Source organism: Agrobacterium sp. 22-209-1 (assembly GCF_053522485.1).
The window spans coordinates 285,255-310,833 of sequence record NZ_JBNWCH010000005.1; the positions used below are offsets into that span (position 1 = coordinate 285,255).

The following is a 25,579-nucleotide window of genomic DNA, read 5'->3' on the forward strand; positions in this document are numbered from 1 at the left end:
CGGCTTGGATGTCTGGTTAATGGTTATGGTTAACCATTTCGTGCTTCATGCGCGCGGATGGGCGTTGTCGTAGATTTCCAGCAGCCTCGCGGTGTCGACGCCGGTATAGACTTGTGTGGTGGACAGGCTCGCATGGCCCAGCAGTTCCTGAATGGTGCGAAGGTCGCCGCCGCCGGCGAGAAGGTGCGTGGCGAAGGAGTGGCGTAGCGCATGCGGTGTGGCGTTTTCCGGCAGGCCGAAAGCACCCCGCAGCTTCTGCATTTCCCGCTGGATGATGGCGGGTTGCAGCTTGCCGCCGCGCGCGCCGAGGAAGAGGGGTTCATCCGACGAGAGGGCATAGGGGCAAAGCTTCCTGTAGGTATCGACTGCTTCCGTCACCACTGCCAGCAGGGGCACAATCCGCGTCTTGTTGCCTTTGCCGGTAATGCGCAGGCTGCGGGCGCCGGACGGGAAATCGGCCGGGGTAAGACCAAGCGCCTCGGAAATGCGCAGACCGCAGCCATAAAGCAGTGAAAGGACCGCTGCGTTGCGGGCGGCGATCCATGGTTCGTCGTTCAGTTGCGCTTCACTCGTGGTGATTTTCAGCGCCTGCCGGTCGGTCAGCGGTTTCGGTAGCGATTTCGGCTGTTTTGGCGCGCGCATGGCAGTGGCACCGGCGGCATTCACCAGGCCTTTTTTCTGCAGGTACTGAAGCAGGGAGCGCAGGCCTGCCAGATGCCGTCCGAGCGAACGTGCGCCGGCGCCTTCCTTGCGCCGGTTGGCCAGAAAGGCGCGAAGATCGACCGGGCGCAAATCCGCTATATCGGTTACGGAGGCTGGTTTGCCGATATACCCGGTCAGGAAGGTCAGGAACTGACGGGTATCGCGCTCATAGGCCTCGACGGTATTGTCGGAAAGGCGGCGTTCACCGGCAAGTGCCGTCAGCCAGGCCTCGCGCTCGGCGAGGAGATCGGGTTGGGCAAATGTCAGGATTTCGGTCACGCGGCGCTCCATTCCATGGCTCTATGCTATACGCTTATGGTCAGCATTTGGTTAAGAGGTGGACTTTGCCGGGCGCGCCCACTACATCCGGGCGGTTTCCTTTTTCCTGTCGTCGGGGCATTGTCGCCACATCATGGCAAAAGATTCGTCCGATCTGTTTGGGGCTCTGTTCGACCCGCCGTCGCCCACGCGCACGGTGCCCGTTCTCGTGCCCATGCCGGCGCCCGGGCCTTACAGCTATTCGGTGCCTGAGGATATGGTGGTGGAGACCGGTTCCGTCGTGCAGGTGCCGCTCGGTCCCCGGCAGGTCTTCGGCGTGGTGTGGGACGATGCCGGCGAGAAGGGCGTCGATCCGAAGAAGCTGCGGCCCATCACCAAGAGTTTCGAGTGCCCGCCGCTGAAGGCGGAAATGCGCCGCTTCGTGGACTGGGTTGCCGCCTATACGCTGTCTCCGCCCGGCCTCGTGGCGCGCATGGCGCTGCGCGCCCCTGCCGCCTTCGATCCCGAACCGATGATCGAGGGGCTGCGGCTGACGGAGGGTCGGCCGGAGCGCCTCACCCCCGCCCGTGAGCGGGTGATGGAACTGGCGGCGGAAGGGCATGGCTGGACGAAGAGCGGGCTTGCCCATGCCGCCGGCGTTTCGACAAGCGTCATCGACGGTCTCGTCAAGCAGGGCGTGTTCGAGACGGTGTTTCTGCCGGCACCGCCTGTGGTGGCTGAACCCGATCCAGACTATGTCGAGCCGCGTCTGGAAGGCCCACAGAAACAAGCCGCCTCGGAGATACTGGAAGATGTGCGCAAGGGCGGTTTTCATGTCTCGCTGATCGACGGTGTGACGGGGTCAGGCAAAACCGAGGTTTATTTCGAGGCGGTGGCCGAGACGCTCCGTCAGGGCAGGCAGGTTCTCATCCTGCTGCCCGAAATCGCGTTGACGGCGGCGTTTTTGGAGCGTTTTCAGGATCGTTTCGGCGCGAAACCGGCGGAATGGCATTCTGATCTGTCGCCGCGGATGCGCGAAAAGGTCTGGCGGCAGGCGGTGACGGGTGAGGTGAAGGTGGTGGCTGGGGCACGTTCGGCGCTTTTCCTGCCGTTCGACAATCTCGGTCTCATCATTGTCGATGAAGAGCACGACCCGGCTTACAAGCAGGAAGATCGTGTCTTTTATAATGCCCGCGACATGGCGGTGGTAAGGGCGCGGATCGCGGAATTCCCGGTGGTATTGGTGTCTGCCACACCGTCGGTCGAAAGCCAGGTTAATGGTAGTTCCGGGCGTTACAACACCATTCACCTGCATACACGTTTCGGCGATGCAGCGATGCCGGACCTGCATCTTGTCGATATGCGCCGCCACCCGCCCGAGCGGGGAGGGTTTCTCTCACCCGTCCTGCTGCGCGGGATCGGCAAGACCATCGAAAAGGGCGAGCAGGCGCTGCTCTTCCTCAATCGCCGCGGTTATGCGCCGCTCACGCTCTGCCGCGTCTGCGGTCACCGTTTCCAGTGCCCGCAATGTTCCAGCTGGCTGGTGGAGCACCGGTTTCGCAATCAATTGCAGTGCCATCAGTGCGGCCATAATGAGCCGACGCCCGATCATTGCCCGGAATGCGGCACCTTCGATCATCTGGTGGCCTGCGGCCCCGGCGTGGAGCGCATTGCCGAGGAGGTGGAGAAACATTTCCCTGAGGCCCGCACCATCGTGCTCTCCTCCGATCTCATGGGCGTCAAGCGGTTGCGGCTGGAGCTGGAGGCGATTGTTAAAGGTGAGGCGGATATCGTCATCGGCACGCAGCTGGTCGCCAAGGGTCATAACTTCCCGCTGATGACGCTTGTCGGCATCGTCGATGCCGATCTCGGCCTTGCCAATGGCGATCCGCGCGCGGCGGAGCGAACCTTCCAGCTGCTTTCACAGGTGACGGGACGCGCCGGGCGAACCGGTTTGAAGAGCCATGGCTTGCTGCAAACCTATCAGCCGCAGCATCCGGTCATGCAGGCCATCGTTTCGGGTGATGCTTCGGCTTTCTATGAAAGAGAGATCGTGGAGCGGGAAAAGGCTGTTCTGCCCCCCTTCGGACGCCTTGCCTCAATCATCGTTTCCGCCGATACGCGTGCAGAGGCCGAAACCCATGCACGGGGTTTAAGGGCGGCCGCGCCGCAAGTTACGGGCATCATGCTGCTCGGCCCGGCGGAAGCGCCGCTGGCTCTCATCCGCGGACGCCACCGTTTCCGCCTCCTCGTGCACGGGCGTCGCAATTCCGACATGCAGTCTTTTCTGCGAACGCTTCTGACCAATGGCCCGAAAGAGCGCGGCAGCGTGCATGTGCAGCTCGATATCGACCCGCAAAGTTTCCTTTGAAACTCGCCGACGGGGCGTTTTTCCGTTGTCATGACCGTGTCATAACACAGCAGGCAATCAAAGATGATTTGGGGAACGAGATGGAGTTTTATTTTCCCGCCGAGTTCGGCGAGCAGCTGGCCTTCGGAGCGGCAGTAGTTTCGGCCATGATGGGCCTTTTTTTTATGTTTGCACCGGGTATTACGCTGCGTGCCTTCGGGCTGCAGCCAGCGGGTGAGCGCCACGATGGTTATACGCTCGCGCGCTCGTCGCTTGCCGGGTTCTATCTCGGTCTCGGCGCCGCCGCCCTGCTTCTCGCGCAGCCCATGGTCTATCTCGCCTTTGGTGCGGCTTTCGGCCTCAGTGTCTTTGGCGGCATTCTCTCCATACTCTCCGATGGCGGCGCAACCATGCGGAATTTCATACTTCTGGTTGTGCACTTTCTGCTCGCTGCGCTGTCGTTGAGCTACGTCTTCGGGCTGGTCTGAGGCGGGCTTTTTGGCTTTTGTGCCGCAGATGCGCCGCATCCTGAGCGAAATCGGAAAATTTAAACGCATTCCCCCTTGCCCAAACGGCGCTTTCCGCTATTACGCGTGTTGCGAGTCCCGGCGTCCTATGCTAGACGGACCGCGAAATTGGGAAAAGGCAGGGGGGAATTCCGGTCTTTTTCGGGGAAATTGAAACGATTTCAAGAATTTGATGCGGTGGAGCCCCATCGCTGATGGTCTTGGACGATTAGCAGGGAAAAAGTGCCCGTGGCAGACACCTCCCATGGAACATCCGGTGTAGCGGAAAGGTATGCGTCGTCGCTTTTCGAGCTTGCTTTGGAAGCGGGTGCGGTCGAAGCGGTTCAGGCCGAGCTGGACAAGTTTGGCGCACTTCTCGACGAAAGCGACGATTTGAAGCGTCTGGTTGCGAGCCCGGTGTTCTCCGCCGAGGATCAGTTCAAGGCAATCGCCGCTATCTGCGAAAAGGCCGGTATCTCCGGTCTCGCTCTGAATTTCCTCAAGGTTGTTGCGAATAATCGCCGTCTCTTCGCTGTTCCCGGCATGATCCGCGCCTACCGCACCATCGCTGCCGCCCATCGCGGCGAAATCACCGCCGAGGTCACCTCGGCACATGCGCTCGACGAGGCGCAGGAAACTGAACTGAAAGCGGCGCTGAAGAGCGTTACCGGCAAGGATGTGACGATTTCCGTTACCGTCGACCCGTCGATCCTCGGTGGTCTGATCGTCAAGGTCGGCTCCCGCCAGATCGATACGTCTCTTCGCACCAAACTTTCCACCCTTAAGCTTGCACTGAAAGAGGTTGGCTGATGGATATCCGCGCCGCGGAAATTTCCGCAATTCTGAAAGATCAAATCAAAAATTTCGGCAATGAGGCGGAAGTCTCGGAAGTCGGCCAGGTGCTTTCCGTCGGTGACGGTATTGCTCGCGTTTACGGTCTCGACAATGTTCAGGCCGGCGAAATGGTTGAGTTTCCGGGCGGCATCCGCGGCATGGCGCTCAACCTCGAAGCCGACAATGTCGGCGTGGTTATCTTCGGTTCCGACCGTGACATCAAGGAAGGCGACACCGTAAAGCGGACTGGCGCTATCGTTGATGTTCCCGTTGGTCCGGAACTGCTCGGCCGCGTCGTTGACGCGCTCGGCAATCCGATCGACGGTAAGGGCCCGATCAATGCCGCCAAGCGTTCGCGCGTTGACGTCAAGGCTCCCGGCATCATTCCGCGCAAGTCGGTTCATGAGCCGATGTCGACCGGCCTCAAGGCCATCGACGCGCTCATCCCGGTTGGTCGCGGCCAGCGCGAGCTCGTCATCGGCGACCGCCAGACCGGCAAGACCGCCATCATTCTCGACACGATCCTGAACCAGAAGGCCATTCACGACAATGGTCCTGACGGCGACAAGCTTTATTGCGTCTACGTCGCTATCGGTCAGAAGCGTTCGACCGTTGCCCAGTTCGTCAAGGTTCTGGAAGAGCGCGGCGCGCTGCAGTACTCGATCATCGTCGCCGCCACCGCTTCCGATCCGGCTCCGATGCAGTATCTGGCACCGTTTGCCGGTTGCGCCATGGGCGAGTACTTCCGTGACAACGGCAAGCATGCTCTCATCGGTTACGACGACCTTTCCAAGCAGGCTGTTGCTTACCGTCAGATGTCGCTGCTGCTGCGCCGTCCTCCGGGCCGCGAAGCTTATCCGGGCGACGTTTTCTACCTCCACTCCCGTCTTCTCGAGCGCGCTGCGAAGCTCTCCGACGAAATGGGCGCTGGCTCGCTGACGGCTCTGCCGGTCATCGAAACCCAGGGTAACGACGTTTCGGCGTTCATTCCGACCAACGTGATCTCGATCACCGACGGCCAGATCTTCCTTGAAACCGACCTGTTCTATCAGGGTATCCGCCCGGCCGTTAACGTCGGTCTGTCGGTTTCGCGCGTTGGCTCTGCCGCCCAGATCAAGGCGATGAAGCAGGTTGCCGGTTCGATCAAGGGTGAACTCGCCCAGTATCGCGAAATGGCAGCCTTCGCCCAGTTCGGTTCGGACCTCGATGCTTCGACGCAGCGCCTGCTGAACCGCGGTGCACGCCTGACCGAACTTCTGAAGCAGCCGCAGTTCTCGCCGCTCAAGACGGAAGAACAGGTTGCGGTGATCTTTGCCGGCGTCAACGGTTACCTTGACAAGGTTGCAGTCGCGCAGGTCGGCAAGTTCGAGCAGGGTCTGCTCTCCTACCTCCGGTCGGAAGGCAAGGCGATCCTCGACACCATCCGCACGGAAAAGGCTATCAGCGACGATACCAAGGGCAAGCTCAAGGGCGCTCTTGATAACTTCGCCAAGTCTTTCTCTTAAATCAGGGCTCTTTTACTCGGACGGATAACGGATGCCTTCACTAAAGGATCTGAAAAACCGCATTGCCTCCGTAAAGGCGACGCAGAAGATTACCAAGGCGATGAAAATGGTCGCCGCGGCGAAGCTTCGGCGCGCCCAGGAAGCTGCGGAGGCCGCCCGGCCTTATTCTCAGCGCATGAGCGCCGTTCTTGCCAACATCGCGAATGCGGTCGAGGCGGACGTTGCTCCGGCGCTGATGACCGGCACCGGCAAGGACGATGTGCATTTGCTCGTCGTCTGCACGGCTGAGCGTGGTCTTTGCGGCGGTTTCAACTCGCAAATCGCCCGTTTTGCCCGCGATCATGCCCGCAAGCTGATTTCGGAAGGCAAGACGGTCAAGATCATCACGGTTGGCAAAAAGGGGTACGACGCCCTGCGTCGCGAATTTGCAGCCAACATCATCGAGCGCATCGAACTGCGCGACGTGAAGAAGGTCGGTTTTGAAAATGCCGACCAGATCGCCAAGAAGGTGATCTCGCTCTTCAACGCCGGTGAGTTCGACGTCTGCACGCTGATCTATTCGGAATTCAAGTCCGTCATCAGCCAGATCCCGACCGGCCTGCAGCTCATTCCCGCCGCAACGCCTGTTGTGGAAGAGGATGCCGCGACGCAGAGCGCCGTCTATGAATATGAGCCGGATGCGGCTTCTATTCTGGAAGACCTTATTCCGCGCAACATTTCGGTTCAGGTTTTCCGGGCTCTGCTCGAAAACGTTGCCGGTGAAATGGGCGCCAAGATGAGCGCGATGGATAACGCAACGCGCAATGCCGGTGAGATGATCAACAAGCTGACGCTGTCCTACAACCGTCAGCGTCAGGCTCAGATCACCAAGGAACTCATTGAAATCATTTCGGGCGCGGAAGCGCTCTGAGGTAAGGAAAGAGGGTAAGGATAATGGCTAAGGCAGCTACCCCCAAGAAAACCGCAGCGGTGAACGGCGCGGGCAAGGTTACCCAGGTTATCGGCGCTGTTGTCGACGTGGCGTTCGAAGGCGAACTGCCTCCGATCCTGAACGCGCTCGAAACCGAGAACAACGGCAACCGCCTGGTTCTTGAAGTCGCGCAGCACCTCGGTGAAAACGTCGTTCGCACGATCGCCATGGACTCGACCGAAGGTCTTGTTCGCGGCCAGAGCGTTTCGAACACAGGCGCTCCGATCTCGGTTCCGGTTGGTCCGGAAACACTCGGCCGCATCATGAACGTTATCGGTGAGCCGGTTGACGAAGCTGGTCCGATCGTGACCGCTTCCAAGCGCGCTATCCACCAGGACGCCCCTGCTTACGTCGAGCAGTCGACCGAAGCACAGATCCTCGTCACCGGCATCAAGGTGGTCGACCTTCTGGCTCCTTACGCCAAGGGCGGTAAGATCGGCCTGTTCGGCGGCGCCGGCGTTGGCAAGACCGTTCTCATCATGGAACTTATCAACAACGTTGCTAAGGCACACGGCGGTTATTCCGTATTCGCCGGCGTTGGTGAGCGTACCCGTGAAGGTAACGACCTCTACCACGAAATGATTGAGTCCAACGTCAACAAGCTTGGCGGCGGCGAAGGTTCCAAGGCAGCTCTCGTTTACGGCCAGATGAACGAACCGCCGGGCGCCCGCGCTCGCGTCGCTCTGACCGGTCTGACGATCGCTGAGAACTTCCGTGATGAAGGTCAGGACGTTCTGTTCTTCGTGGACAACATCTTCCGCTTCACGCAGGCTGGTTCGGAAGTGTCGGCTCTTCTCGGTCGTATTCCTTCGGCCGTTGGTTATCAGCCGACGCTCGCAACCGACATGGGTCAGATGCAGGAACGCATCACCACCACGACCAAGGGTTCGATCACCTCGGTTCAGGCTATTTACGTCCCCGCCGACGACTTGACCGACCCGGCTCCGGCCACCTCGTTCGCCCACCTGGACGCAACGACGGTTCTGTCTCGTTCGATCGCTGAAAAGGGCATCTACCCGGCCGTTGACCCGCTCGACTCCACCTCGCGCATGCTGGACCCAATGATCGTCGGCGAAGAGCACTATGAAGTGGCCCGTAAGGTTCAGTCGACCCTGCAGCGCTACAAGTCTCTTCAGGACATCATCGCCATCCTCGGCATGGATGAACTGTCGGAAGAAGACAAGCTGACGGTTGCCCGCGCCCGCAAGATCGAGCGCTTCCTGTCGCAGCCGTTCTTCGTTGCTGAAGTCTTCACCGGTTCTCCGGGCAAGCTGGTTGCTCTCGAAGACACGATCAAGGGCTTCAAGGGCCTCGTCAACGGCGAATACGACAATCTGCCGGAAGCTGCCTTCTACATGGTCGGTTCGATGGAAGAAGCCATCGAAAAGGCAAAGAAGCTGGCTGGCGAAGCTGCATAATAATGAATTGGCGGGCGCGTGGTTTAACCGCGCGCCTTCCAGCCAATGACGGCGAAACCGGAACGGCTTTGCCTTTGTTGTAACAGACAAGTCTGCGACGCCCGCGTAATTGAAAAGAAGTGAATAGCCATGGCTGACAGTTTCAAATTCGATCTCGTTTCCCCGGAGCGTCTGCTCGTTTCCGAAACGGTTACGGAAGTCGTCATTCCGGCTACGCTGGGTGAAATGACGGTTCTGGCCAATCATGCGCCGACAATGACCACGATCAAGCCGGGTCTGGTGACTGTGAAGTTTGCCTCTGGCGAAACGCACAAATACGTCGTCTTCGGTGGTTTTGCCGATATTCTGCCGACCGGCTGCACGCTTCTCGCCGAATCGGCCGTCTCGGCCGATGATATGTCTCCCGACACGCTGCAGAAGCGTATCGATGCGGCCAAGGCCGAAATCGAAGAGGGTAATCATCACCACGAGCATTTGACCAAGCTTGAAAAGCATCTTTACGAACTGACGAACCTGCATGAGGTTCTCGTCGCTGCTTGAAAGCACCGGGCGGGTTCGAAAGAATGACTGCCCACAAAAAACCTAAAGCAGAAAGCGGCCGTTTCGGTCGCTTTTTTGTTTTGGCCTGTTTCCTCACCATATCAGGCAAAGCATGGCTGGCCTCGCATAGAAAACGTCAGTTGGCCTGGTCATAGCTTCGGCATGGCCTTGGCGGGATCGCATCAGTGCCGAAAATGGATAAGGCAGGGTAGCGCCTTCAACGGGTGCATCCGGGAAATCGATTCCGATTTTCCGGGCTTTCGGTTAGATGTGATACCGGGAAGAAATGCTGCTTTGGTATCTTGAGCGAGACGAGGCGGATTTTCGTCATGGAGGAGTGATCGCGTGTCGGCAAAGGCAAGTTACCGAAGGGTTGCAAGAACCGCTTTGCGCGAAGGTGCCATAGTGGAGGGCGAAAGGGCGGTGCCTGAGGAGGTGCCGGTTGCCTTTTCCTATGGCGGCAGCACGCATGCCGTGATGATGGCCAGCCCGGCCGACCTTGTCGATTTCGCGGTCGGTTTCAGTCTTACGGAAGGCATCATATCCACAAGGGCGGAAATCCGTTCCATCGAGGTGATCGAGGCGGGGCAGGGCTTCGATGTTCAGGTGGATTTGCAGGATGCCAATGCGGATGCGTTGAGGGCAAGAAGGCGGCATATGGCAGGCCCTGTCGGCTGCGGTCTTTGTGGTATCGAATCCATAGAGCAAGCGGTTCGTGTGGTACCGGAATTGAGCGACGTGGACGTCTCCGTTGACGGTGATGACATCGTCGCCGCGGTGAAAGCGCTGAATGAAGCGCAAAACCTCAATCGCGAAACGAGAGCAGTTCACGGCGCGGGTTTCTACAATCCTAAAAAAGGGCTGCTTGCTGTCCGCGAAGATGTCGGCCGCCACAATGCGCTCGACAAGCTCGCAGGTGCGGTCGTTAATGCGGACCAATCGCCCGATAGGGGTATTGTGGTGGTCACCAGCCGACTGTCGGTGGAAATGGTCCAGAAGACAGCTATCCTTGGCAGCCCGATTCTCGCGGCGATCTCCGCGCCCACTGCGCTTGCCATTGAAACGGCGCAGAGTTCGGGTATCACACTTGTGGCGCTGGTGCGGGGTGAAGATTTTGAAATCTTCACCCGGGCGGATCGTATCATTCTATAAAGATTGAGGCCGCCGTTTCCCGGCGACCCTTGGCTTCAGAGCGGGCCTAGAATTCCGCCCATTCAGCGGCTGCGTTTCCGTGAGACCTTGGCGCGGCGGCGTATCGCGGCTGCGGTGTCGGGAGCCGGGTGACAGGGGCGGGCTTTTTGTCGGCCGGGCGGGCGGTTAGTGCCGATGCCTCATGCGATATTCTGAACTGCCGCAGCAGTTCGTGCAGGATTTCCGCCTCATTTGCGAGTCCATGGCTGGCGGCAGTGGTTTCCTCCACCATGGCGGCGTTCTTCTGGGTAGCCTGATCCATGATGTTGACGGCCTGATTGATTTCCCTGAGACCGCTTGACTGTTCGCGGGAAGCTTCAACGATGGCCGAGACATTGGTGTCGATCTCGCTCATTTGGGACTGGATATCCCTGAGCGCGCCGCCGGTTCTGCCCACCAGATCAACGCCATTGGCGACCTGTTCGCGTGACGTGTTGATAAGAGACTTGATTTCCTTGGCCGCAACGGCGGATCGCTGCGCGAGTTCGCGGACCTCCTGCGCCACGACGGCGAAGCCTTTGCCCGCTTCGCCCGCCCGGGCGGCTTCAACGCCTGCATTCAGAGCCAGAAGATTGGTCTGGAAAGCGATGTCGTCGATGACGCCGATGATGTTGGTGATTTCGCCCGAGGAACGCGAAATCGCGTCCATGGCAGAAATTGCCTGCTGGACGATTTCTCCGGAATGTTCGGCATGTTCTCTCGTCCGCAACACCAGCTTTCCGGCCTCGCCGGCGCGCTGGCTGGCATCGGTAACGGTGGTGGTGATTTCTTCCAGCGCGGCCGCTGTCTCTTCGAGTGAAGCGGCCTGCTGTTCCGTGCGCTGCGAAAGCTGATCGGCGGCGATGCGGATTTCCCCGGAGCCTGAGGCGATTGTCGAAGCATTATGGGCGATGGTCTGCATGGTGGCCTGCAGCTTGGCGACAACTTCGTTGAAATCCGCGCGCAGCTTTTCCATGCTGGGTACGAAGCTGCTGTCGAGGCGTTGCACAAGATCGCCTTCGGCCAGCGCCCGCAGAGCATCTGCAAGCACACTAATGGCGCTCATGCGGGGCGTGACATCGGTGGCGAATTTCACCACTTTCACCACCTTACCGGCTTCGTCCATCACCGGATTATAGGCAGCCTGTATCCATATTTCCTTGCCGTTCTTTCCATAGCGGACAAATTCATCCGAGATGAACTCCCCTGCTGCCAGCCGCTGCCAGAAATTACCGTAGGCGGGTGAGGCGGCATAGTCCGGATCGCAGAACATGCGGTGGTGCCTGCCCTCGATTTCCTTGAGGTCGTAATTCACCGTTGCGCAGAAATTCGGGTTTGCGGTGATGATGGTGCCATCCGGAAAAAACTCGATTGTAGCCTGCGAACGGGAGAGCGCCTCCAGTTTGCCCGCGTCGTCCACGGCCCTGATCTTCTTGGCGGTGATGTCGGTGGCGATCTTCACGACCTTATAGGGTTTGCCCGAACGGAAAACCGGGTTGTAAGACGCCTCGATCCAGATAACCGATCCGTCCTTGCGGACACGGCGATATTCCTTTGCCTGGAACTCGCCACGGGCGAGAGAGTCCCAGAATTCCTGATAAGCCCGCGACCCGGCAAGCTCGCTGTCGCAGAAGATGCGATGATGCTTGCCGACGATCTCGGTGAGATCATAACCCAGCGCCGCGCAGAAGTTTTTATTCGCGGTGAGGATGTTACCCTTGAGATCAAATTCTATGACCGCCTGCGATCTGGATATCGCGTCGAGCATATTTCTGTTATCTGCGCTTTTCCCTAACCCCAGCATTATACGTCCCCCAAAATCGGTCCACAACGCGGCGTGGCGCACAGGACATGCGGTCCACATCGAATCATGTTGAACAATGAACAGGTTTTGCCGCCGAAGGCAGCAAGGCAGGCACTTCCGTCTTTCCGCCTCGGTCAGGTATCGGGTTCGCCTTATATGCGTAATGGCGCGACACTGATCTAGGGTCCGTAATATTAGACATCCATAATATTAAAATGTTCTTATTTGATGAAACGAGGTAAAGAAGAAAAACAAAACCGCCGGGCGGGTGCTCCGGCGGCCTGGATTTATAGATAGTCTTCGTGCGGCGAGGCCAGACGAAAAAGCCTTATTAGGCCGCGAGATCTTCCGCTTCTGTTCCCTTGAACATTTTCGCAAGATTGAGGAAGCAGATCATGCCGTGTTCGTTGGCGATGATGCCTTCCGAATAGGACTTGTCGAAAGAGGCCGAGATCTCCGGAACCGGCTGAACCTGATTTGCCGGGATCGTCAAAATGTCGGAAACGCGGTCGACGAGCATGCCGATGACCATGTTGTGCACTTCCGCCACCACAATCGCGCTTCTTTCATTGGCGACGGTGCTTTTCATACCGAGCTTGTGAGCCAGATCGATGATCGGAATGACAGACCCGCGCAGGTTCATGACGCCGATGACGTCTTTCGGCGCATGGGGAATGGGCGTGGAAGGAGCCCAGCCGCGAATTTCGCGTATGGTCGTCGTCTTCACGCAGAATTCCTGATCATGCAGGCGGAATGCGATGATCTCGAGCGTCTCACCGCCAAAATTGGTAGAGTTAATCATTGCCATCAGAATTCTTCCCAATGCTCGCTGTGGAGGCCGGCGCAAGTGCACCGACACTTGCATATGCGGATTCGGCGTTCTGCCTGGTGCCTGAACAGCCGGAAACAATATTTCCGTCTTCAATGGATGATTCGTAGCATGAGATGGTTTCGCAAACCTAAATGCGAAGCGACCCTAGAATATTTTGCGCATTGTCCGGGCGTCAAATCGTTACGCCCTCTTAGTGGAAATGCTAATACTCCTTCTCGTAAAATATGCCGGCTGCGCCTTCGCCATTGCCGCCCGCTTCTCCGCGCAGCTTCACGCCCCGCCCGACATCGAGGTTGATGATGGCTTTTGCGCCGGATTCGCCGCTTTGCTGCAGCTCGAGATACGTTCTTTCGTTGAGATATTTACCGGCGGAAACGCGGGCCTGCCCTTCGGAATCGGTCGAAATATCGAGGTCGTCGACACCGAGATTGCTTCTGAGCTTGTCAAACAGCGAAGTGGAACGTCCGCCGGCCAACTGTGCGGCTGCATCGGCCAGCCTTGCGATCTGCAAAGCCGAGAGTTTCGACATGGACTGGCCGAAAATCAGTTGCGCCATAACTTCATCCTGCGGCAGGGCGGGCGCGGAGGAGAAAGCAAAGGCCGGATCATTGGCGTTGCCGGACACCGACACAGTGACCGTGGTCGACCCCACCGTCGAGTCTGCCTTCATATCGAGAACCGGAACGAGGCCCCCGCCGAAGGTGATATTGCCGGTCGTGAAATCGAGGCGGCGGGTGAGGATTTCCAACCGGCCGCGACGCATTTCAAAGCCGCCCGAGATGACAGGAACGGCTGCCGTACCACGGATGGTCAGACTGCCGGTCAGTTCCGCATCAATACCGCGTCCGCGCACGAAGATACCGCTCGGTGCGTTCACCTGCAAATCGAGATTGATGGTGGACGAACTGCCGCTGCCGCCCTGATCGGCTCCGAGCGCCTTGGCCTGAGCGCGTACCTTCGGGGGGGCGTTCTTGTGCTTGACATCGATTTCCGTCAGCGAGGCCGGAAGTTTTTCCGGAATGGTGATGGCGCTTCTGTCCAGTGTCAGGTTGCCGCCCAGTACGGGGGAATTCAGCAGCGGGCCTTTCAACGTCAGCGTGCCGCTTACCACCGTTGTCACCAGCGTGCCGTCATTATAACCGGCACGATTAAGAGTAATCGATATATCGCCGGGGAAACCTGAGCCACCGGCTATGCCGACGCTGCCGGTTCCCGAGATCGTGCCGCCGCCCGCCAGCTTGCCCGTTAGTCGCGAAATAACGGCGCGGTCGCGGTCGAAGGTGATGGTGGCGCCCAGATCGTTGATGGTCAGGTTCCGCCGCACGTCTGTCAGGCGCGTGCCATCGGTGGTAATGCTGCCGGTAACGACGGGTGCGGAAGCGCTACCGGAGATCTTCACGTCGATGGCGGCCGTGCCGTTGACGTCAAGACCCTGCGCTGCCGTCTGTGCTGCGACGGCGGAGAAGGGCAGCCTGCCGGAAAACGCCATGGAAAGCGGACGATTGCCGGCGATGCCGAGCGAGCCGCCGCCGGAAAGCGACATGCCGCCCTGGCCGGATACATTGGTGTCGATCTGCAAGGTGCCGCGGGCGAAACGACCGTTCGCCTTGATGCCGAGCGCAGCGAGCCCTGCTGCGCGTGTCTGCGCGACCTCGGCATTGGTCCAGTTCAGATTGTATTCGACCGCGGGGTTCGATGCTTCTCCCTTGGCCGTCACCGTGCCGGAGATGCTGCCTGCCGCATCCAGCCCGGCGGCGAAGGCATTTGCGAGACTGGCGGGCAGCGAACGGATATCGGCATTGATGTCGAGCGTCGACCCGGCGGTGCCGTTGACCTCGACGCGTCCTTCACCCGTGATGACGGTCAGATCGGAGATGCGGGCCGTGCCGTTCTGGATGGCGATGGTGCTCGGTTTTTCAAGGCGAACCGCAATGCCCTTGGGGGCGGCCGAAAAGGCGTCGACGCGCACCGTCATCGGCGATCCGCCGGTCTCGGCGCTGCCCTTCACCACCAGTGGCGCGTTGTCGTAACGGCCGTTGACGTCGAACTGCGTCGTGGTGCCGGAATGGCCGATGGTGGCATTCAGGCCTGATATAGCGGCGGCGCCGGCATTGACGCTATCGGCGCTGACCTTGCCATTGATGGCGAGAGCCTGAAGGTCATCGATGGAAATATCGGCGGCGAGCTTGGAGATCGTTGTTGTGCCCTGACGGATGCTGCCGCCATTGGCCTTGATCGTTGCGGCAATCCGGCCATTGGCGTTGCTCAGGGCGATATCGCCAGCAATATCGCCGTCCGCCTGCTGCGCGGCGAGGGCGGCGAGAAGGGCAAGGTCGGGGAAATTGAAGGAGAGATTGCCCGATGGCAGGAATTGCTGCGAGAATTGCAGCTGTCCGTTCAAGATATTCCGTCCCACTGCCACGTGCAGCTCGGGGATAGCCGTGCCGTTTTCGGTCTGCACCACATCGGCATTGGCGTCGATCTTCTGTCGGTCGAGACTGCCGCTGGCGGTGAGCTTTGCCTGAGGCGCGGCGGGATCGGCCTTGCCCGTTGCATTGACCTTCAGCGATTCGAGTGTTCGTCCGGCAAGAATTGCGCTTTCGGAACTCAGAGTGACGTTGAAATCCGGTGCTGCCAGCGCGCCGCTGGCCTCGATTGCAAAATCGGCGACGCCCTTCGCCTGTGGCGTTAGTTTTTCAAGAGCGGGAAATTTACCCGTCAGGCTGGCGCTCAATGTATCGTTTTCGAGGCCGACATTGCCGGTTGCTTCGATCGTTCCCGACTTGACGACGAGGTTTTCAAGGCTGGTGCGTCCGCCGATGGTCACGTCGACATCGCCCTGGAGGGCGATGGTGGTGTCGAACTTTTCCGCGAGAACCGGTGGAAGGGTGGCGGGCAGCGCGAAGAGCTGCACACTGGAGGTCAGGCGATTGCCGGCGAGATCGAAACTGCCGCTCAGCGTTCCGCCGACACTGGCGCTTTCCAGCGTCGCGCCATCAAAGCCTATGGCGGAAGAGGTGAGGCTGAGCGGCGCCTTGACGGTGAGGGGCGCCCGCACCAGCCGGTCGATATCGGGGCTGACGAAGGAGGATTGCGCCACGGACAGGACCGTCGCGATCGTGCCGCTGCGGTTGGCGATGTTGAGATCGGCGCTCTCGGCCGTCAGCTTGACGTCATCGAGCCTGCCTTGCGGCAGGGAAAGGCTGCGCAACGATACCGTCGTGTTGAGATGCGCGGCGTCTGCGCCACCTTTGAGGGAAAGATCGAGGCCGTTGATGAGGGCCTGAACCTCGCCATTCTCCAGCGGCCAGCGAAAATCCACGGGGCCGGCGGTGCCGATGAGATTGGCGGCGAGATCGTTCTGACCGTTCGGATCGACCGTGCCTGACGCCGTCAACAGCAGGGTGCCGGTCTCCAGCGTGCTGCTGCCGATTTCGATGCGGCCCTGCGGGGAAAGCGCGGCGTTTGCGTCGAGCTTTGTCTCGCCGGCAAAAAGCTGTCGGAAGGCCGGAGGCAGAAGCAGATCGGGCTGACCACCGCCTGCAATTCCGATACGGCGGGTGCCATCATCAGCAAGAAGATGGCGGCCGGTGACGTTGACGACTTGGTTGCCGGCGACATTGCCGCGCAGCGTTCCTGTCCAGTTGGAAAGCGGGCCTTCGCCGTTGAGCTCTATCGCCACCGCAGGTGTTCCGGGAAGCGAAAGCAGCGTGGCGAGAAGACCGCCTTCGGGCTCCTTCATCTCCGCTTTCAGCTTCAGAACGTTTTCATTCGGAAGGAAGGCGATGTCGGCATTCACCTCCGCATCCGGCGCATTGAGCCGATGGGCGGTGAGCGATAGCCGCATATCGTCCTGCGCAGCCGTCAAACTGCCTTCCGCGTTCAGGTCGAAGGGACGGCCGAGAAGCGGCGTGCCAAGGCTGATATCGGGAAGACTGAAATTGTCTACGGCGATTTCGATCGGCAACGAGGAGTTACCGGAGCTTTTGGTCGATGTCTGCTCCGCCGCAAGCGGTTTGCGCTCGACATCGATCGATCCGGCCGAGACGCGGTCGGCATGGAAGGTGCCGGCAAGCAGCGAAAGCGGCGACCAGTCGACGGCGATCTGGTTCACGCGCGCATAGGGTCCCTGCCGGTCTGAAAGAGTGACATTGTCGAGCCGCAGGCGGCCGGTCAAAAGGCCGCTCGGGGGAGAAATATCGATTACCTGATCGGGTGTGGAAACGAGCGATGAAATCTGCTTTGCGGCAATTCTCGCGCCCATCGGCGTGAAACCGACGAACAGAACCGCAAGCAACACCAGCACCACGCCGCATAAAGCAGCGTAGCCCAGCCATTTCAGCAATCGAATCAACGTTTTCATAAAGGATAATCTACACTCTGTTGTAAGGGTGTTCGACTGCGGCGTTTAAAAAGACTGACCGATGCCAGCATAAATGCCGAAACTGTTGCCGCCGTCATATTTGTCGAGCGGCATGGCGACATCAAGACGCAGAGGCCCGAAGGGCGTCGCGTAACGCAGGCCAATACCGGCGCCAGCCCGGATATCGGAAAAATCAGGGGTCACCTCATCCGAAACCACGCCGGCGTCGATGAATGGCACGATGCCGATTGTATCGGTGACCGTGATGCGGGCCTCAATGGAGCCGACGACATAGGAGCGGCCGCCGGTCGCGTCGCCAGCGGCATTATACGGCGATATTTCCTGATAGCTGTAGCCGCGCACCGATCCGCCGCCACCGGCATAAAAGCGCCTTGTGGTGGGAATGTCCTGCAGATCGCTGCCGCCGACGAGCACGCCGCCGGAAAGCTTTCCGGCCATGATCAGCCGGTCTTCGGCGCCAATCCCCTTGTAGCCCGAGATGGAGCCTTCGAACGAGGAAAAGAAGGTGCCGTTCAGCGCTTCATAGCTAGGCTTGGCGGCCAGCGAGGCACGGAAGCCTTCGGTGGGGTTGAGCTTGTCGTCGCGTGTATCACGAACGAATTCCAGCGGGATGGAGGTGGTGAGGTATTCGTTTTTGCCAAATGCGTCTTCCGTATCGGCCCATTGCACCTCAAGGCCGGCTGCGGCTGTATCGGTATCGTTGAGCTCGTAGGCGAAACCGGCTGTGCCCGTCACTGTCTTGGCGTCGTATGTATCGGGGTGTTCGGTCTTGGCAATCAGGCTGGTCTTGAAGGTGGTTCGCGGATTGAACATGCCGGGCTTGGTGAAAGTAATGCCCGCCGAATAATCCATGCCATCGACGCTCGATGCTTCGGCGATGCGCGAAACCGAACCTTCGATACGCAGCGATTCCGCCTGTCCGAACAGGTTCCGGTGGCCCCAATAACCCTGAAGGCCGATGCCTTCCGTGGTTGAGTATTGTGCGCCGACGCCGAAATAGCGGTGCTTTCCTTCAGAAACCTCGATGGTCAGCGGAATGGTGCCGTCGCGCGCCAGTGTTCCCGCTTCCTTGATCGTCAGGCTGGAAAAGACGCCGAGCTGCCGCAGCCGGTCGGCGGCCTTGCGCAGTTTTTCCGGCGAATAGGGTTCGCCGCCATTGAGGCGCGAATAACGGCGGATGAAATCGCCGTCGACGGTTTTTTCACCCGTGACGGTGACCGTGCCGAGGGGTGCCACGGGACCGCCTTCAGCCGCCATGGTAATGTCCACCGTGTTCGTCGCGTGGTTGGCGACGGCCTCGCGTTTCGTCAGCTTCGCAAGCGGACGGCCTTCGGCCTTCAGGTCATCGATCAGCTTGTTGCCGGCGCGGATGATGGCGAGAGAACCGGCGTCACCCCCGGCTATCAGGCCGTATTCCTCAAGGTTACGGCCGGTCACATCGCCTTCCAGCCGTACATTTCCAAGTTTGAAAACCGGGCCGGGCGAAACCGTGATCACCACGGGTACGGGAGCGGAATGATCGAACACAGGATTGGGCGGCAGGCTATCCACATCCTTGCCGGCGACGGTAACATTGACGATGCCGCCATAACGGGCGTTTTCATAAAGCGCCGCGATCAGCCTGTCCCTGTCGTCTCTTGCCTTTATCAGAAGTCCGAGATCGCCGGAGGTGGGCTTGTCCTTGTCAGCCAGGAGGAGCGAGCTGTTTTCCAGGCTGTTTTTCAGGGACTTATCGGCGTCCGCGGCATCAAGCGTGACGGTGAATTTGACAGGGTTTATAACCTCCACTTCCGGTTCTTCCGAACCCCAGAGGCGCATGCCAAACAGTTTGAAGGCAAATGCATCACGGGTAAACGCCGGATACAGGGCGAACGTCACGGCGACCGCAAGCGCGGTGCCAGCTTTCCGATACGCAATACCTGTCTTCGGGTTAGTTCGTGTTCTTCGCATAAGCTGCTTTATGGTTGAGCCTTTATTGTCGCCCTAACCCGTTTCCTGTCCGTTAACAGTGCAATTTAATCATAAATAAACTGCTTTGAGGACCCTTGCGCTTGTGTTTTGCCTGCCATAACGCAAAAAGCCCCGGGTGACCGGGGCTTCTGTGCAACGGTATTTCGCGAAGCGATTAGCGGCAACGCGCCGTGTAACGCTGACCGTACTGGTCACGATAATAGCAATAGCCCGGTTCGGAAGCATTGCCGATGAGGGCGCCGCCCACGCCGCCGATTGCTGCGCCTACTGCCGCACCACGAACGTTGCCAGTCACGGCGCCGCCGATGACCGCACCGGAAACGGCACCGATGGAAGCACCCTTTTCGGTCTGCGTGCAGCTTGCGAGCGACAGGCCGACCAGCGCAAATATGATTGCCTTTTTCATGAAACTCTCTCCAACGTTACAATGAGCTCTTGTGGCTCGGTAGGCGTCCCATATTTATCTGCGGCGACTGCTACCTCCGACCGCCACAGATAACTAACAATTCGATGTCGTTTAGGGAAGCCTCCTCTTTGCAGGCATTCCTCCGAGCGTAAATCGATTGTGCCCCAAACAACGGCGCGGCGCAAAAAAGGTTCCAAAAATCCGCTTTTTTGATGTGAATCAATTTTGCGCTTTTCATAGGCGCCTATAAACGCTTTATTGGAATGGTTCAAAACAACGGCGAATTGACGCAGACGCGGTTAATGTGGCCCGAAAGGGTTGACGGTCCCGGCGACGAGGCAGAAAACGATCTGGTCAATTCTGGAGCATGGCATGGACTTCGAGGCATTTTTCACGACGGAACTGCAAAGCCTGCATTCCGAGGGACGCTATCGCGTTTTTGCAGATATCGAGCGCCAGCAGGGCAATTTTCCCCGCGCCACACGGTACAACGCCAATGGCGAACGCAAGGACGTTACTGTCTGGTGCTCTAACGACTATCTCGGCATGGGCCAGAACCCCAAAGTCATCGAAGCCATGAAGGCCGCCATCGATCACTGTGGCGCGGGTGCGGGAGGCACCCGGAATATTTCTGGCACCAACCACTATCACGTCCTGCTGGAGCGGGAGCTTGCCGATCTCCACGGCAAGGAATCGGCGCTGATCTTCACGTCGGGTTATGTATCCAACTGGGCCACCCTCGGCACGCTCGGTCAGAAAATTCCAGGCCTGATCATTTTCTCGGATGCGCTCAACCATGCATCGATGATCGAAGGCATCCGTTACGGCCGCTGCGAGCGGGTGATCTGGAAGCACAACGATCTCGAAGATCTCGAAGCCAAGCTTAAGGCCGCCGATCCGAATGCGCCGAAGCTGATCGCCTTCGAATCCGTTTATTCGATGGATGGCGATATCGCGCCTATCAAGGAAATCTGCGATCTGGCAGACCGTTACGGCGCCATGACCTATCTCGATGAAGTTCACGCTGTCGGCATGTACGGCCCGCGCGGCGGCGGCATTGCCGAGCGCGAAGGCCTGATGGATCGCCTGACGATCATCGAGGGAACGCTCGGCAAGGCCTTTGGCGTAATGGGCGGTTATATTGCCGGATCCACGGCGGTCTGCGACTTCATCCGCTCCTTCGCCTCCGGCTTCATCTTCACGACGGCCCTGCCGCCGTCCCTTGCTGCCGGTGCCATTGCTTCGATCCAACATCTGAAGGCGAGCCCCTTCGAGCGCGCCCGCCATCAGGACCGGGTGCGCAAGCTGCGTGGTCTTCTCGATGCACGCGGTATTCCGCATATGGACAACCCGAGTCACATCGTGCCTGTCATGGTTGGCGATGCCGCCAAGTGCAAATGGATTTCGGATATCCTGCTGGACAATCACGGCGTCTATGTTCAGCCGATCAATTATCCGACCGTGCCGCGCAAGACCGAACGTCTGCGCATTACCCCGACGCCGCTGCATAGCGATGCCGATATCGAGCATCTCGTCGGCGCGCTGCATCAGCTTTGGTCGCATTGTGCGCTGGCGCGTGCGGTGGCGTGAGGCCGCTGTTTAGATAAGAGTAGATCGGGGCCGCGTTTAAGCGGCCTTTTCTTTGGTGGCGATCAATTCGCGGGCGTGGCGACGGGCCTCCTTATCCGCTGCGAATACATCTTCAATCGTGGCGGCGGAGCGGCCGTCATGCATGCGGTCCATGACCGTTTCAACGATCTCGGCCATATCGAGAAAACCGATATTGCCCGCAACGAAGGCGTGAAAGGCGGCTTCTTCGGCGGCGTTCAGGGCGGCGCCCTGCAAACCGCCGCGCTCCAGCGCGGTGCGGGCCAGACGAATCGCCGGGAAACGGGCTTCATCCGGCGCTTCGAAATCGAGCCGCGCGAGTTTTGCGAAATCCAGCCGCTCAACGTTTAGATTGCCGCGTTGCGGATAGGTGAGGGCATAAGAAATAGCGGTGCGCATGTCTGGAGAGCCGAGCTGGGCGATATAGGAGCCGTCGGTGTAGCCCACCATTGAATGGATGATCGACTGCGGATGGACGATCACCTCCACCTGATCGGGCCTGAGATCGAACAGGTATTTCGCCTCGATCATTTCAAGCCCCTTGTTGAACATGGAGGCGCTGCCGATGGAGACCTTCAGCCCCATCGACCAGTTGGGATGGGCGCGGGCGATATCCGCCGTAACATTGGCCATCTCCTCGCGCGACCAGGTGCGGAACGGGCCGCCGGATGCGGTCAGCACGATGCGTTCCACGGCCTGCTTATGGTCGCCCGTCAGGCACTGGAAGATTGCGCTGTGCTCGCTGTCGACCGGGATCAGCCTGCCGCCGCCCTGCTTGACCGTGCGCAGGAAAACATCGCCAGCCGAAACCAGGCATTCCTTGTTGGCGAGCGCTATGTCTGCGCCACGTTGCGCGGCTGTAAGAGTAGGTGCAAGGCCGGGGGTTCCGGCAATCGCCGCCATCACCCAGCCGGCATCCGTCGACGCGGCCTCTTCGAGGCCGGATTTGCCCGCCGCAACCTCGATGCCGCTGCCGGCAAGGGCCGATTTCAGCGCTTCGTATTTGTCGTCTTCGGCGGTGACCGCCAGCCGCGCGCCGAATTCCCGCGCCTGTTCCGCCAGAAGCGCGACGTTGCCCGCGCCGGTCAAAGCCGTGATCTCGAACGCGTCGCGGCCACCCAGCTGGCGGACGACATCCAGCGTATTGGCGCCGATCGAACCGGTCGAACCCAATATTGTCAGCTTGCGTGGCATGTCACTGGCATTCGTCATTTTCAGTCCGTCGGTCGTTTCCGGTTCGCACCCCTTGGTGCACGTCGTTTTCCCGAAAACGCCATGCACTTTCAGGCAACATTCCTTAGCCTCTACCCGCGAAAACCAGCCATCACAAGGACAAAGCCCAGGCTATTGTTTTTGCGGAAGGCAAAGCCATATGCAAGAAAAACAATGAGAGGATATCGATGCGACGTTTTCTGGTTTCCAGCGGGTGGGTCTTTGCGGCAAGCCTTGTGCTGGTCCTTGCCTTCATTCCTTTTGATCCGCGTCTTTCCGAAAGTGCGCAGGCCCTGCCGGGCGGAGTGGTTTCCTTTAACCGCGCGATTACCGATTTCGGAACCTTCCGCTGGATGCTCTATTCCACCGGCCTTCTGGCGATATTGGCCTATGTCGCCGCACGGGTTTTAAAGGCGCAGACCTACAATGGACGGCTGAGGACGGCATGGCGGCTTCTGGCTTATTTCTTCCTGACGATCGGAACGGCGAGCATTCTCGTCCATACGCTGAAATTCCTGATCGGGCGGGCAAGGCCGGAGCTTCTCCTTGAAATGGGCGCCTATAGCCTCACTCCATTTACCGGCGACAATCTCTATGAAAGTTTCCCCTCAGGCCATTCGACCGCCGCCGGGGTGTTTTTCGGCGCTTTCGCCATGTTGATGCCGCGCTTCCGCTGGGTGTTTCTCCTGCTTGCGCTTGTCATCGGTGTTTCGCGTGTCATCGTCGGCGCACATTATCCAAGCGATGTCGCCGCCGGGCTGTTGCTCGGCATGTGGACGGCCATGGCCTTCGCCTTTATCTTTGCCCGGTCCGAAATGCTGTTCCGATTCGATGCGCATGGCTGGCCGCAGCCGAAGAATGCAAACCTCCCGACGGCGGATACACGATAAGGACCTCAAGCAGGATGTAAGGGGGAAGGTGATGGAGGAAGCGACAAACGCTCCGGAAAATGACGGCAAGTCCGTTCAGCATATCCGTACATCAGTCGCCGTGGCTGGCGGCGGGCCGGCGGGCTTGATGCTTGGCCTGCTGCTTGCGCGCAGCGGTATAGATGTTGTCGTCGTTGAGAAACATGGAGATTTTCTCCGCGATTTTCGCGGCGACACCATCCACCCTTCAACGCTTGAATTGATGGAGCAACTCGGTTTCATCGATGAGTTCCTGAGCCTGCCTCATACGCGCGCGCCAAGACTGAATGCGGTTATCGGCGGCGAGCGTATCACGATCGCGGATTTTTCCCGCCTGCCGGTCCGCCACCGCTTCATCGCCTTTATGCCGCAATGGGATTTTCTCAATTTCATCGTCGGCAAGGCGGGGCAATACGAAAATTTCCGATTGCTGATGAATGCGCCGGTGACCGGACTGATCGAGAGCGGCGAGCATGTCGGGGGTCTCGCGGTCAGCACACCTGAAGGCATCATCGAGATCGAAGCCGATCTGGTGGTGGGGGCGGATGGGCGCAACTCCACCGTCCGTGAGGCGGCGGGGTTGGAAGTGCAGCGCTTCGGCATTCCGACGGAGGTGCTGTGGATGCGCCTTTCCAAACAGCCCGACGATCCGACGGAAACCATGGGGCATGCCGGCTCGCGGCAGGGTTTCGTCATGATCAACCGGGGTGATTACTGGCAATGCGGCTATGTGGTGCGAAAGGGATTTTTCGCCGACATAAAGCTGCAGGGAATTGAAGCCTTCAGGGACAGGGTCGCGGAAATCTGCCCTTTCCCACGCGAAAGGCTCGATGAGCTCAAGAGCTGGGACGATGTGCATCTCCTCACCGTCCGTATCGACCGGCTGAAGCGCTGGTGGAAACCGGGTCTGATCTGCATTGGTGACGCGGCCCATGCCATGTCCCCCGTCGGCGGTGTCGGCATTAATCTGGCTATTCAGGATGCGGTTGCGGCGGCCAATATATTGGTGCCGGTGCTCGTATCCGGCCGCGCCGTTACCGACGAGGATCTTGCCGCAATTGAAAAGCGGCGATCCTTCCCGACCAAGGCCACGCAATTTCTGCAGCGCATGATGCGTATCGGCCGCAAGAAGGGACGGGCGGATGCGGAAAAACCGAAAGGACCGCCAGCTTTTGTGCTGGCCATCATGCGGTTTCCGCTCCTTTCCCATCTGACCGGCCGGCTGGTAGGGCTGGGTTTTCGCCGGGAAAAGATCGAGACGATGTGACGCCGCTCAGGCAGTGCCTTCGGCTTCTTTCTCATGTTTCAGCCCGATAACGGCGGATCCGATCAGCCCCGGCTCGATGCGGCAGATGGCGGGCACGACCAGAGGGCGGTCGAAGCGCCTCAGAATGCGGCTCCTTACCACCTCGTCCAGAGCGGCCAGAAGCGCTTTCGAATTGGAAAGTCCGCCGCCGACCGGCACTATGGTTGCGCCGGTAACGTTGATCACCATTGCCAGAGGCGAGGCGAGAATATCGATAAGGACATCGATGGTTCTTGCGGCCTTCGCATCGCCCGCCTGCCAGGCCGCAATGATGTCCTCGCTGGTCATCGCCTGCCGGTGAAGATGCGAATGCAGTTTTTCCATGCCACGGGCGCTGCCGATTGCGTCGACGCAGCCGGTAAGCCCGCAACCGCATTCGAAACGCGGCAGCGAAACCGGCGGATTTCCGGCCAATGTCGCGGCCACCGGCCCATGGCCCCATTCGCCGGCGAAACCGCCGTGGCTGTTGATGAGCTTGCCGTCGATCACCAGGCCGCCGCCGACACCCGTTCCGAGGATGACGCCGAAGACCACGCGATGACCCCGTCCGGAACCGATTTCCGATTCAGCGATCACGAAGCAATCCGCATCGTTCGATACGATGACGGGAAGGTTCAGCGCCTTTTCCAGCTCGTCCTTCAGGACCCTGCCATGGATGCTCTGAATATTGGCGACAGTGGCCTTGCCGGTATCGGGGTCGATGACGCCGGCAATCGACAGCGACACGCAGGCGGGTGTGCCGCCGCTATTGTCGATGATGGATTTCAGGCCGGCGGCGAAGTCTTCGAAACTGGTCTTGGGCGTCGGGATGCGCGGCACGGGCCGAATATCGTCGGGAGCGTAGGCAATCGCGCCCTTGATGGTCGTTCCGCCTATATCGAAACAAACGATCATG

Annotated in this window: 19 protein-coding genes; 11 read left to right on the forward strand and 8 right to left on the reverse strand. The window is 59.4% G+C overall.

The features are described 5' to 3' along the window. Positions 1-45: 45 nt before the first annotated feature. Positions 46-993, reverse strand: a complete 948-nt coding sequence (locus tag ACQZ48_RS14325; RefSeq protein WP_142912980.1) for a tyrosine recombinase XerC — start codon at positions 991-993, stop codon at positions 46-48. A gap of 121 nt (positions 994-1,114) precedes the next feature. Between ACQZ48_RS14325 and ACQZ48_RS14330 the strand changes: the two genes are divergently transcribed. The 8 genes from ACQZ48_RS14330 (at position 1,115) to fdhD (ending at position 10,235) form a co-directional block, all read left to right on the forward strand. After that, positions 1,115-3,331: a primosomal protein N' gene (locus ACQZ48_RS14330; RefSeq protein WP_191217236.1), complete on the forward strand. Its 2,217-nt coding sequence runs from the start codon at positions 1,115-1,117 to the stop codon at positions 3,329-3,331. Positions 3,332-3,411: 80 nt separating this feature from the next. Then, complete coding sequence (locus tag ACQZ48_RS14335) at positions 3,412-3,798, forward strand: AGROH133_08824 family phage infection protein (protein ID WP_191217237.1); 387 nt, start codon at positions 3,412-3,414, stop codon at positions 3,796-3,798. Positions 3,799-4,059: 261 nt separating this feature from the next. Then, a complete protein-coding gene (locus ACQZ48_RS14340; RefSeq protein ID WP_170985684.1) occupies positions 4,060-4,626 on the forward strand; it encodes a F0F1 ATP synthase subunit delta in 567 nt (188 codons plus the stop codon). Continuing rightward, positions 4,626-6,155 (forward strand): F0F1 ATP synthase subunit alpha, encoded by a 1,530-nt coding sequence (gene atpA / locus ACQZ48_RS14345; RefSeq protein ID WP_077985521.1) that lies wholly within the window; start codon positions 4,626-4,628, stop codon positions 6,153-6,155. Before ACQZ48_RS14340 ends, atpA begins: the two co-directional genes overlap by 1 nt. A 31-nt stretch (positions 6,156-6,186) precedes the next feature. Next, complete coding sequence (locus ACQZ48_RS14350) at positions 6,187-7,065, forward strand: F0F1 ATP synthase subunit gamma (RefSeq protein ID WP_137412259.1); 879 nt, start codon at positions 6,187-6,189, stop codon at positions 7,063-7,065. A gap of 23 nt (positions 7,066-7,088) precedes the next feature. Further along, positions 7,089-8,543, forward strand: a complete 1,455-nt coding sequence (atpD, locus tag ACQZ48_RS14355) for a F0F1 ATP synthase subunit beta (RefSeq protein ID WP_063948353.1) — start codon at positions 7,089-7,091, stop codon at positions 8,541-8,543. A gap of 129 nt (positions 8,544-8,672) precedes the next feature. After that, on the forward strand, positions 8,673-9,083 hold the full coding sequence (locus ACQZ48_RS14360; protein WP_003492358.1) for a F0F1 ATP synthase subunit epsilon: 411 nt from the start codon (positions 8,673-8,675) through the stop codon (positions 9,081-9,083). A 345-nt stretch (positions 9,084-9,428) separates the two neighbouring features. After that, positions 9,429-10,235, forward strand: a complete 807-nt coding sequence (gene fdhD, locus ACQZ48_RS14365; RefSeq protein ID WP_077985523.1) for a formate dehydrogenase accessory sulfurtransferase FdhD — start codon at positions 9,429-9,431, stop codon at positions 10,233-10,235. A gap of 46 nt (positions 10,236-10,281) precedes the next feature. Here fdhD and ACQZ48_RS14370 read toward each other — a convergent pair whose 3' ends face one another. The 5 genes from ACQZ48_RS14370 to ACQZ48_RS14390 all read right to left on the reverse strand — a co-directional run bounded on the left by ACQZ48_RS14370 (position 10,282) and on the right by ACQZ48_RS14390 (position 19,650). Further along, the gene (locus ACQZ48_RS14370) at positions 10,282-12,057 is read right to left on the reverse strand and encodes a methyl-accepting chemotaxis protein (protein WP_077985524.1); all 1,776 of its coding nucleotides are present in this window, start codon (positions 12,055-12,057) and stop codon (positions 10,282-10,284) included. A 331-nt stretch (positions 12,058-12,388) separates the two neighbouring features. Next, entirely contained in the window at positions 12,389-12,865 is a 477-nt protein-coding gene (locus ACQZ48_RS14375; RefSeq protein WP_003504949.1) for a chemotaxis protein CheW, read from the reverse strand. A gap of 226 nt (positions 12,866-13,091) precedes the next feature. Further along, positions 13,092-17,252, reverse strand: coding sequence for a translocation/assembly module TamB domain-containing protein (locus ACQZ48_RS14380; RefSeq protein WP_191217238.1), 4,161 nt, complete (start codon positions 17,250-17,252; stop codon positions 13,092-13,094). A gap of 45 nt (positions 17,253-17,297) precedes the next feature. Continuing rightward, a complete protein-coding gene (locus ACQZ48_RS14385) occupies positions 17,298-19,223 on the reverse strand; it encodes an autotransporter assembly complex protein TamA (RefSeq protein ID WP_191217239.1) in 1,926 nt (641 codons plus the stop codon). A 175-nt stretch (positions 19,224-19,398) separates the two neighbouring features. After that, positions 19,399-19,650, reverse strand: a complete 252-nt coding sequence (locus ACQZ48_RS14390) for a YMGG-like glycine zipper-containing protein (protein WP_004443753.1) — start codon at positions 19,648-19,650, stop codon at positions 19,399-19,401. A 372-nt stretch (positions 19,651-20,022) separates the two neighbouring features. Between ACQZ48_RS14390 and hemA the strand changes: the two genes are divergently transcribed. Continuing rightward, positions 20,023-21,240, forward strand: coding sequence for a 5-aminolevulinate synthase (gene hemA, locus ACQZ48_RS14395; RefSeq protein WP_142912987.1), 1,218 nt, complete (start codon positions 20,023-20,025; stop codon positions 21,238-21,240). A 36-nt stretch (positions 21,241-21,276) separates the two neighbouring features. On the opposite strand, the gene dxr is transcribed toward hemA, so the two are convergent. Next, positions 21,277-22,470 carry a 1-deoxy-D-xylulose-5-phosphate reductoisomerase gene (dxr, locus tag ACQZ48_RS14400; protein WP_173990234.1) on the reverse strand — a complete coding sequence of 398 codons (1,194 nt, stop codon included), beginning with the start codon at positions 22,468-22,470 and terminating at the stop codon, positions 21,277-21,279. Between the two features lie 188 nt (positions 22,471-22,658). Here dxr and ACQZ48_RS14405 point away from each other — a divergent pair, with 188 nt between their 5' ends. Beyond that, positions 22,659-23,360: a phosphatase PAP2 family protein gene (locus tag ACQZ48_RS14405; RefSeq protein WP_137412253.1), complete on the forward strand. Its 702-nt coding sequence runs from the start codon at positions 22,659-22,661 to the stop codon at positions 23,358-23,360. 31 nt (positions 23,361-23,391) lie between these two features. Further along, positions 23,392-24,645 carry an FAD-dependent oxidoreductase gene (locus ACQZ48_RS14410; protein ID WP_191217240.1) on the forward strand — a complete coding sequence of 418 codons (1,254 nt, stop codon included), beginning with the start codon at positions 23,392-23,394 and terminating at the stop codon, positions 24,643-24,645. Between the two features lie 6 nt (positions 24,646-24,651). Here ACQZ48_RS14410 and ACQZ48_RS14415 read toward each other — a convergent pair whose 3' ends face one another. After that, on the reverse strand, positions 24,652-25,578 hold the full coding sequence (locus ACQZ48_RS14415; RefSeq protein ID WP_077985529.1) for an ROK family protein: 927 nt from the start codon (positions 25,576-25,578) through the stop codon (positions 24,652-24,654). Position 25,579 lies beyond the last annotated feature (1 nt).

Excerpts from the sequence above, each read along its gene's own strand:
- ACQZ48_RS14335 (WP_191217237.1), top strand. The coding sequence starts at position 3,412 with ATGGAGTTTTATTTTCCCGCCGAGTTCGGCGAGCAGCTGGCCTTCGGA.
- ACQZ48_RS14415 (WP_077985529.1), bottom strand. The coding sequence starts at position 25,578 with ATGATCGTTTGTTTCGATATAGGCGGAACGACCATCAAGGGCGCGATT.
- ACQZ48_RS14405 (WP_137412253.1), top strand. The coding sequence starts at position 22,659 with ATGCGACGTTTTCTGGTTTCCAGCGGGTGGGTCTTTGCGGCAAGCCTT.
- atpA (WP_077985521.1), top strand. The coding sequence starts at position 4,626 with ATGGATATCCGCGCCGCGGAAATTTCCGCAATTCTGAAAGATCAAATC.
- ACQZ48_RS14350 (WP_137412259.1), top strand. The coding sequence starts at position 6,187 with ATGCCTTCACTAAAGGATCTGAAAAACCGCATTGCCTCCGTAAAGGCG.
- dxr (WP_173990234.1), bottom strand. The coding sequence starts at position 22,470 with ATGACGAATGCCAGTGACATGCCACGCAAGCTGACAATATTGGGTTCG.
- ACQZ48_RS14410 (WP_191217240.1), top strand. The coding sequence starts at position 23,392 with ATGGAGGAAGCGACAAACGCTCCGGAAAATGACGGCAAGTCCGTTCAG.
- ACQZ48_RS14330 (WP_191217236.1), top strand. The coding sequence starts at position 1,115 with ATGGCAAAAGATTCGTCCGATCTGTTTGGGGCTCTGTTCGACCCGCCG.
- ACQZ48_RS14370 (WP_077985524.1), bottom strand. The coding sequence starts at position 12,057 with ATGCTGGGGTTAGGGAAAAGCGCAGATAACAGAAATATGCTCGACGCG.
- hemA (WP_142912987.1), top strand. The coding sequence starts at position 20,023 with ATGGACTTCGAGGCATTTTTCACGACGGAACTGCAAAGCCTGCATTCC.
- ACQZ48_RS14385 (WP_191217239.1), bottom strand. The coding sequence starts at position 19,223 with ATGCGAAGAACACGAACTAACCCGAAGACAGGTATTGCGTATCGGAAA.
- ACQZ48_RS14325 (WP_142912980.1), bottom strand. The coding sequence starts at position 993 with ATGGAGCGCCGCGTGACCGAAATCCTGACATTTGCCCAACCCGATCTC.
- ACQZ48_RS14375 (WP_003504949.1), bottom strand. The coding sequence starts at position 12,865 with ATGGCAATGATTAACTCTACCAATTTTGGCGGTGAGACGCTCGAGATC.
- ACQZ48_RS14380 (WP_191217238.1), bottom strand. The coding sequence starts at position 17,252 with ATGAAAACGTTGATTCGATTGCTGAAATGGCTGGGCTACGCTGCTTTA.
- ACQZ48_RS14360 (WP_003492358.1), top strand. The coding sequence starts at position 8,673 with ATGGCTGACAGTTTCAAATTCGATCTCGTTTCCCCGGAGCGTCTGCTC.
- atpD (WP_063948353.1), top strand. The coding sequence starts at position 7,089 with ATGGCTAAGGCAGCTACCCCCAAGAAAACCGCAGCGGTGAACGGCGCG.
- ACQZ48_RS14390 (WP_004443753.1), bottom strand. The coding sequence starts at position 19,650 with ATGAAAAAGGCAATCATATTTGCGCTGGTCGGCCTGTCGCTCGCAAGC.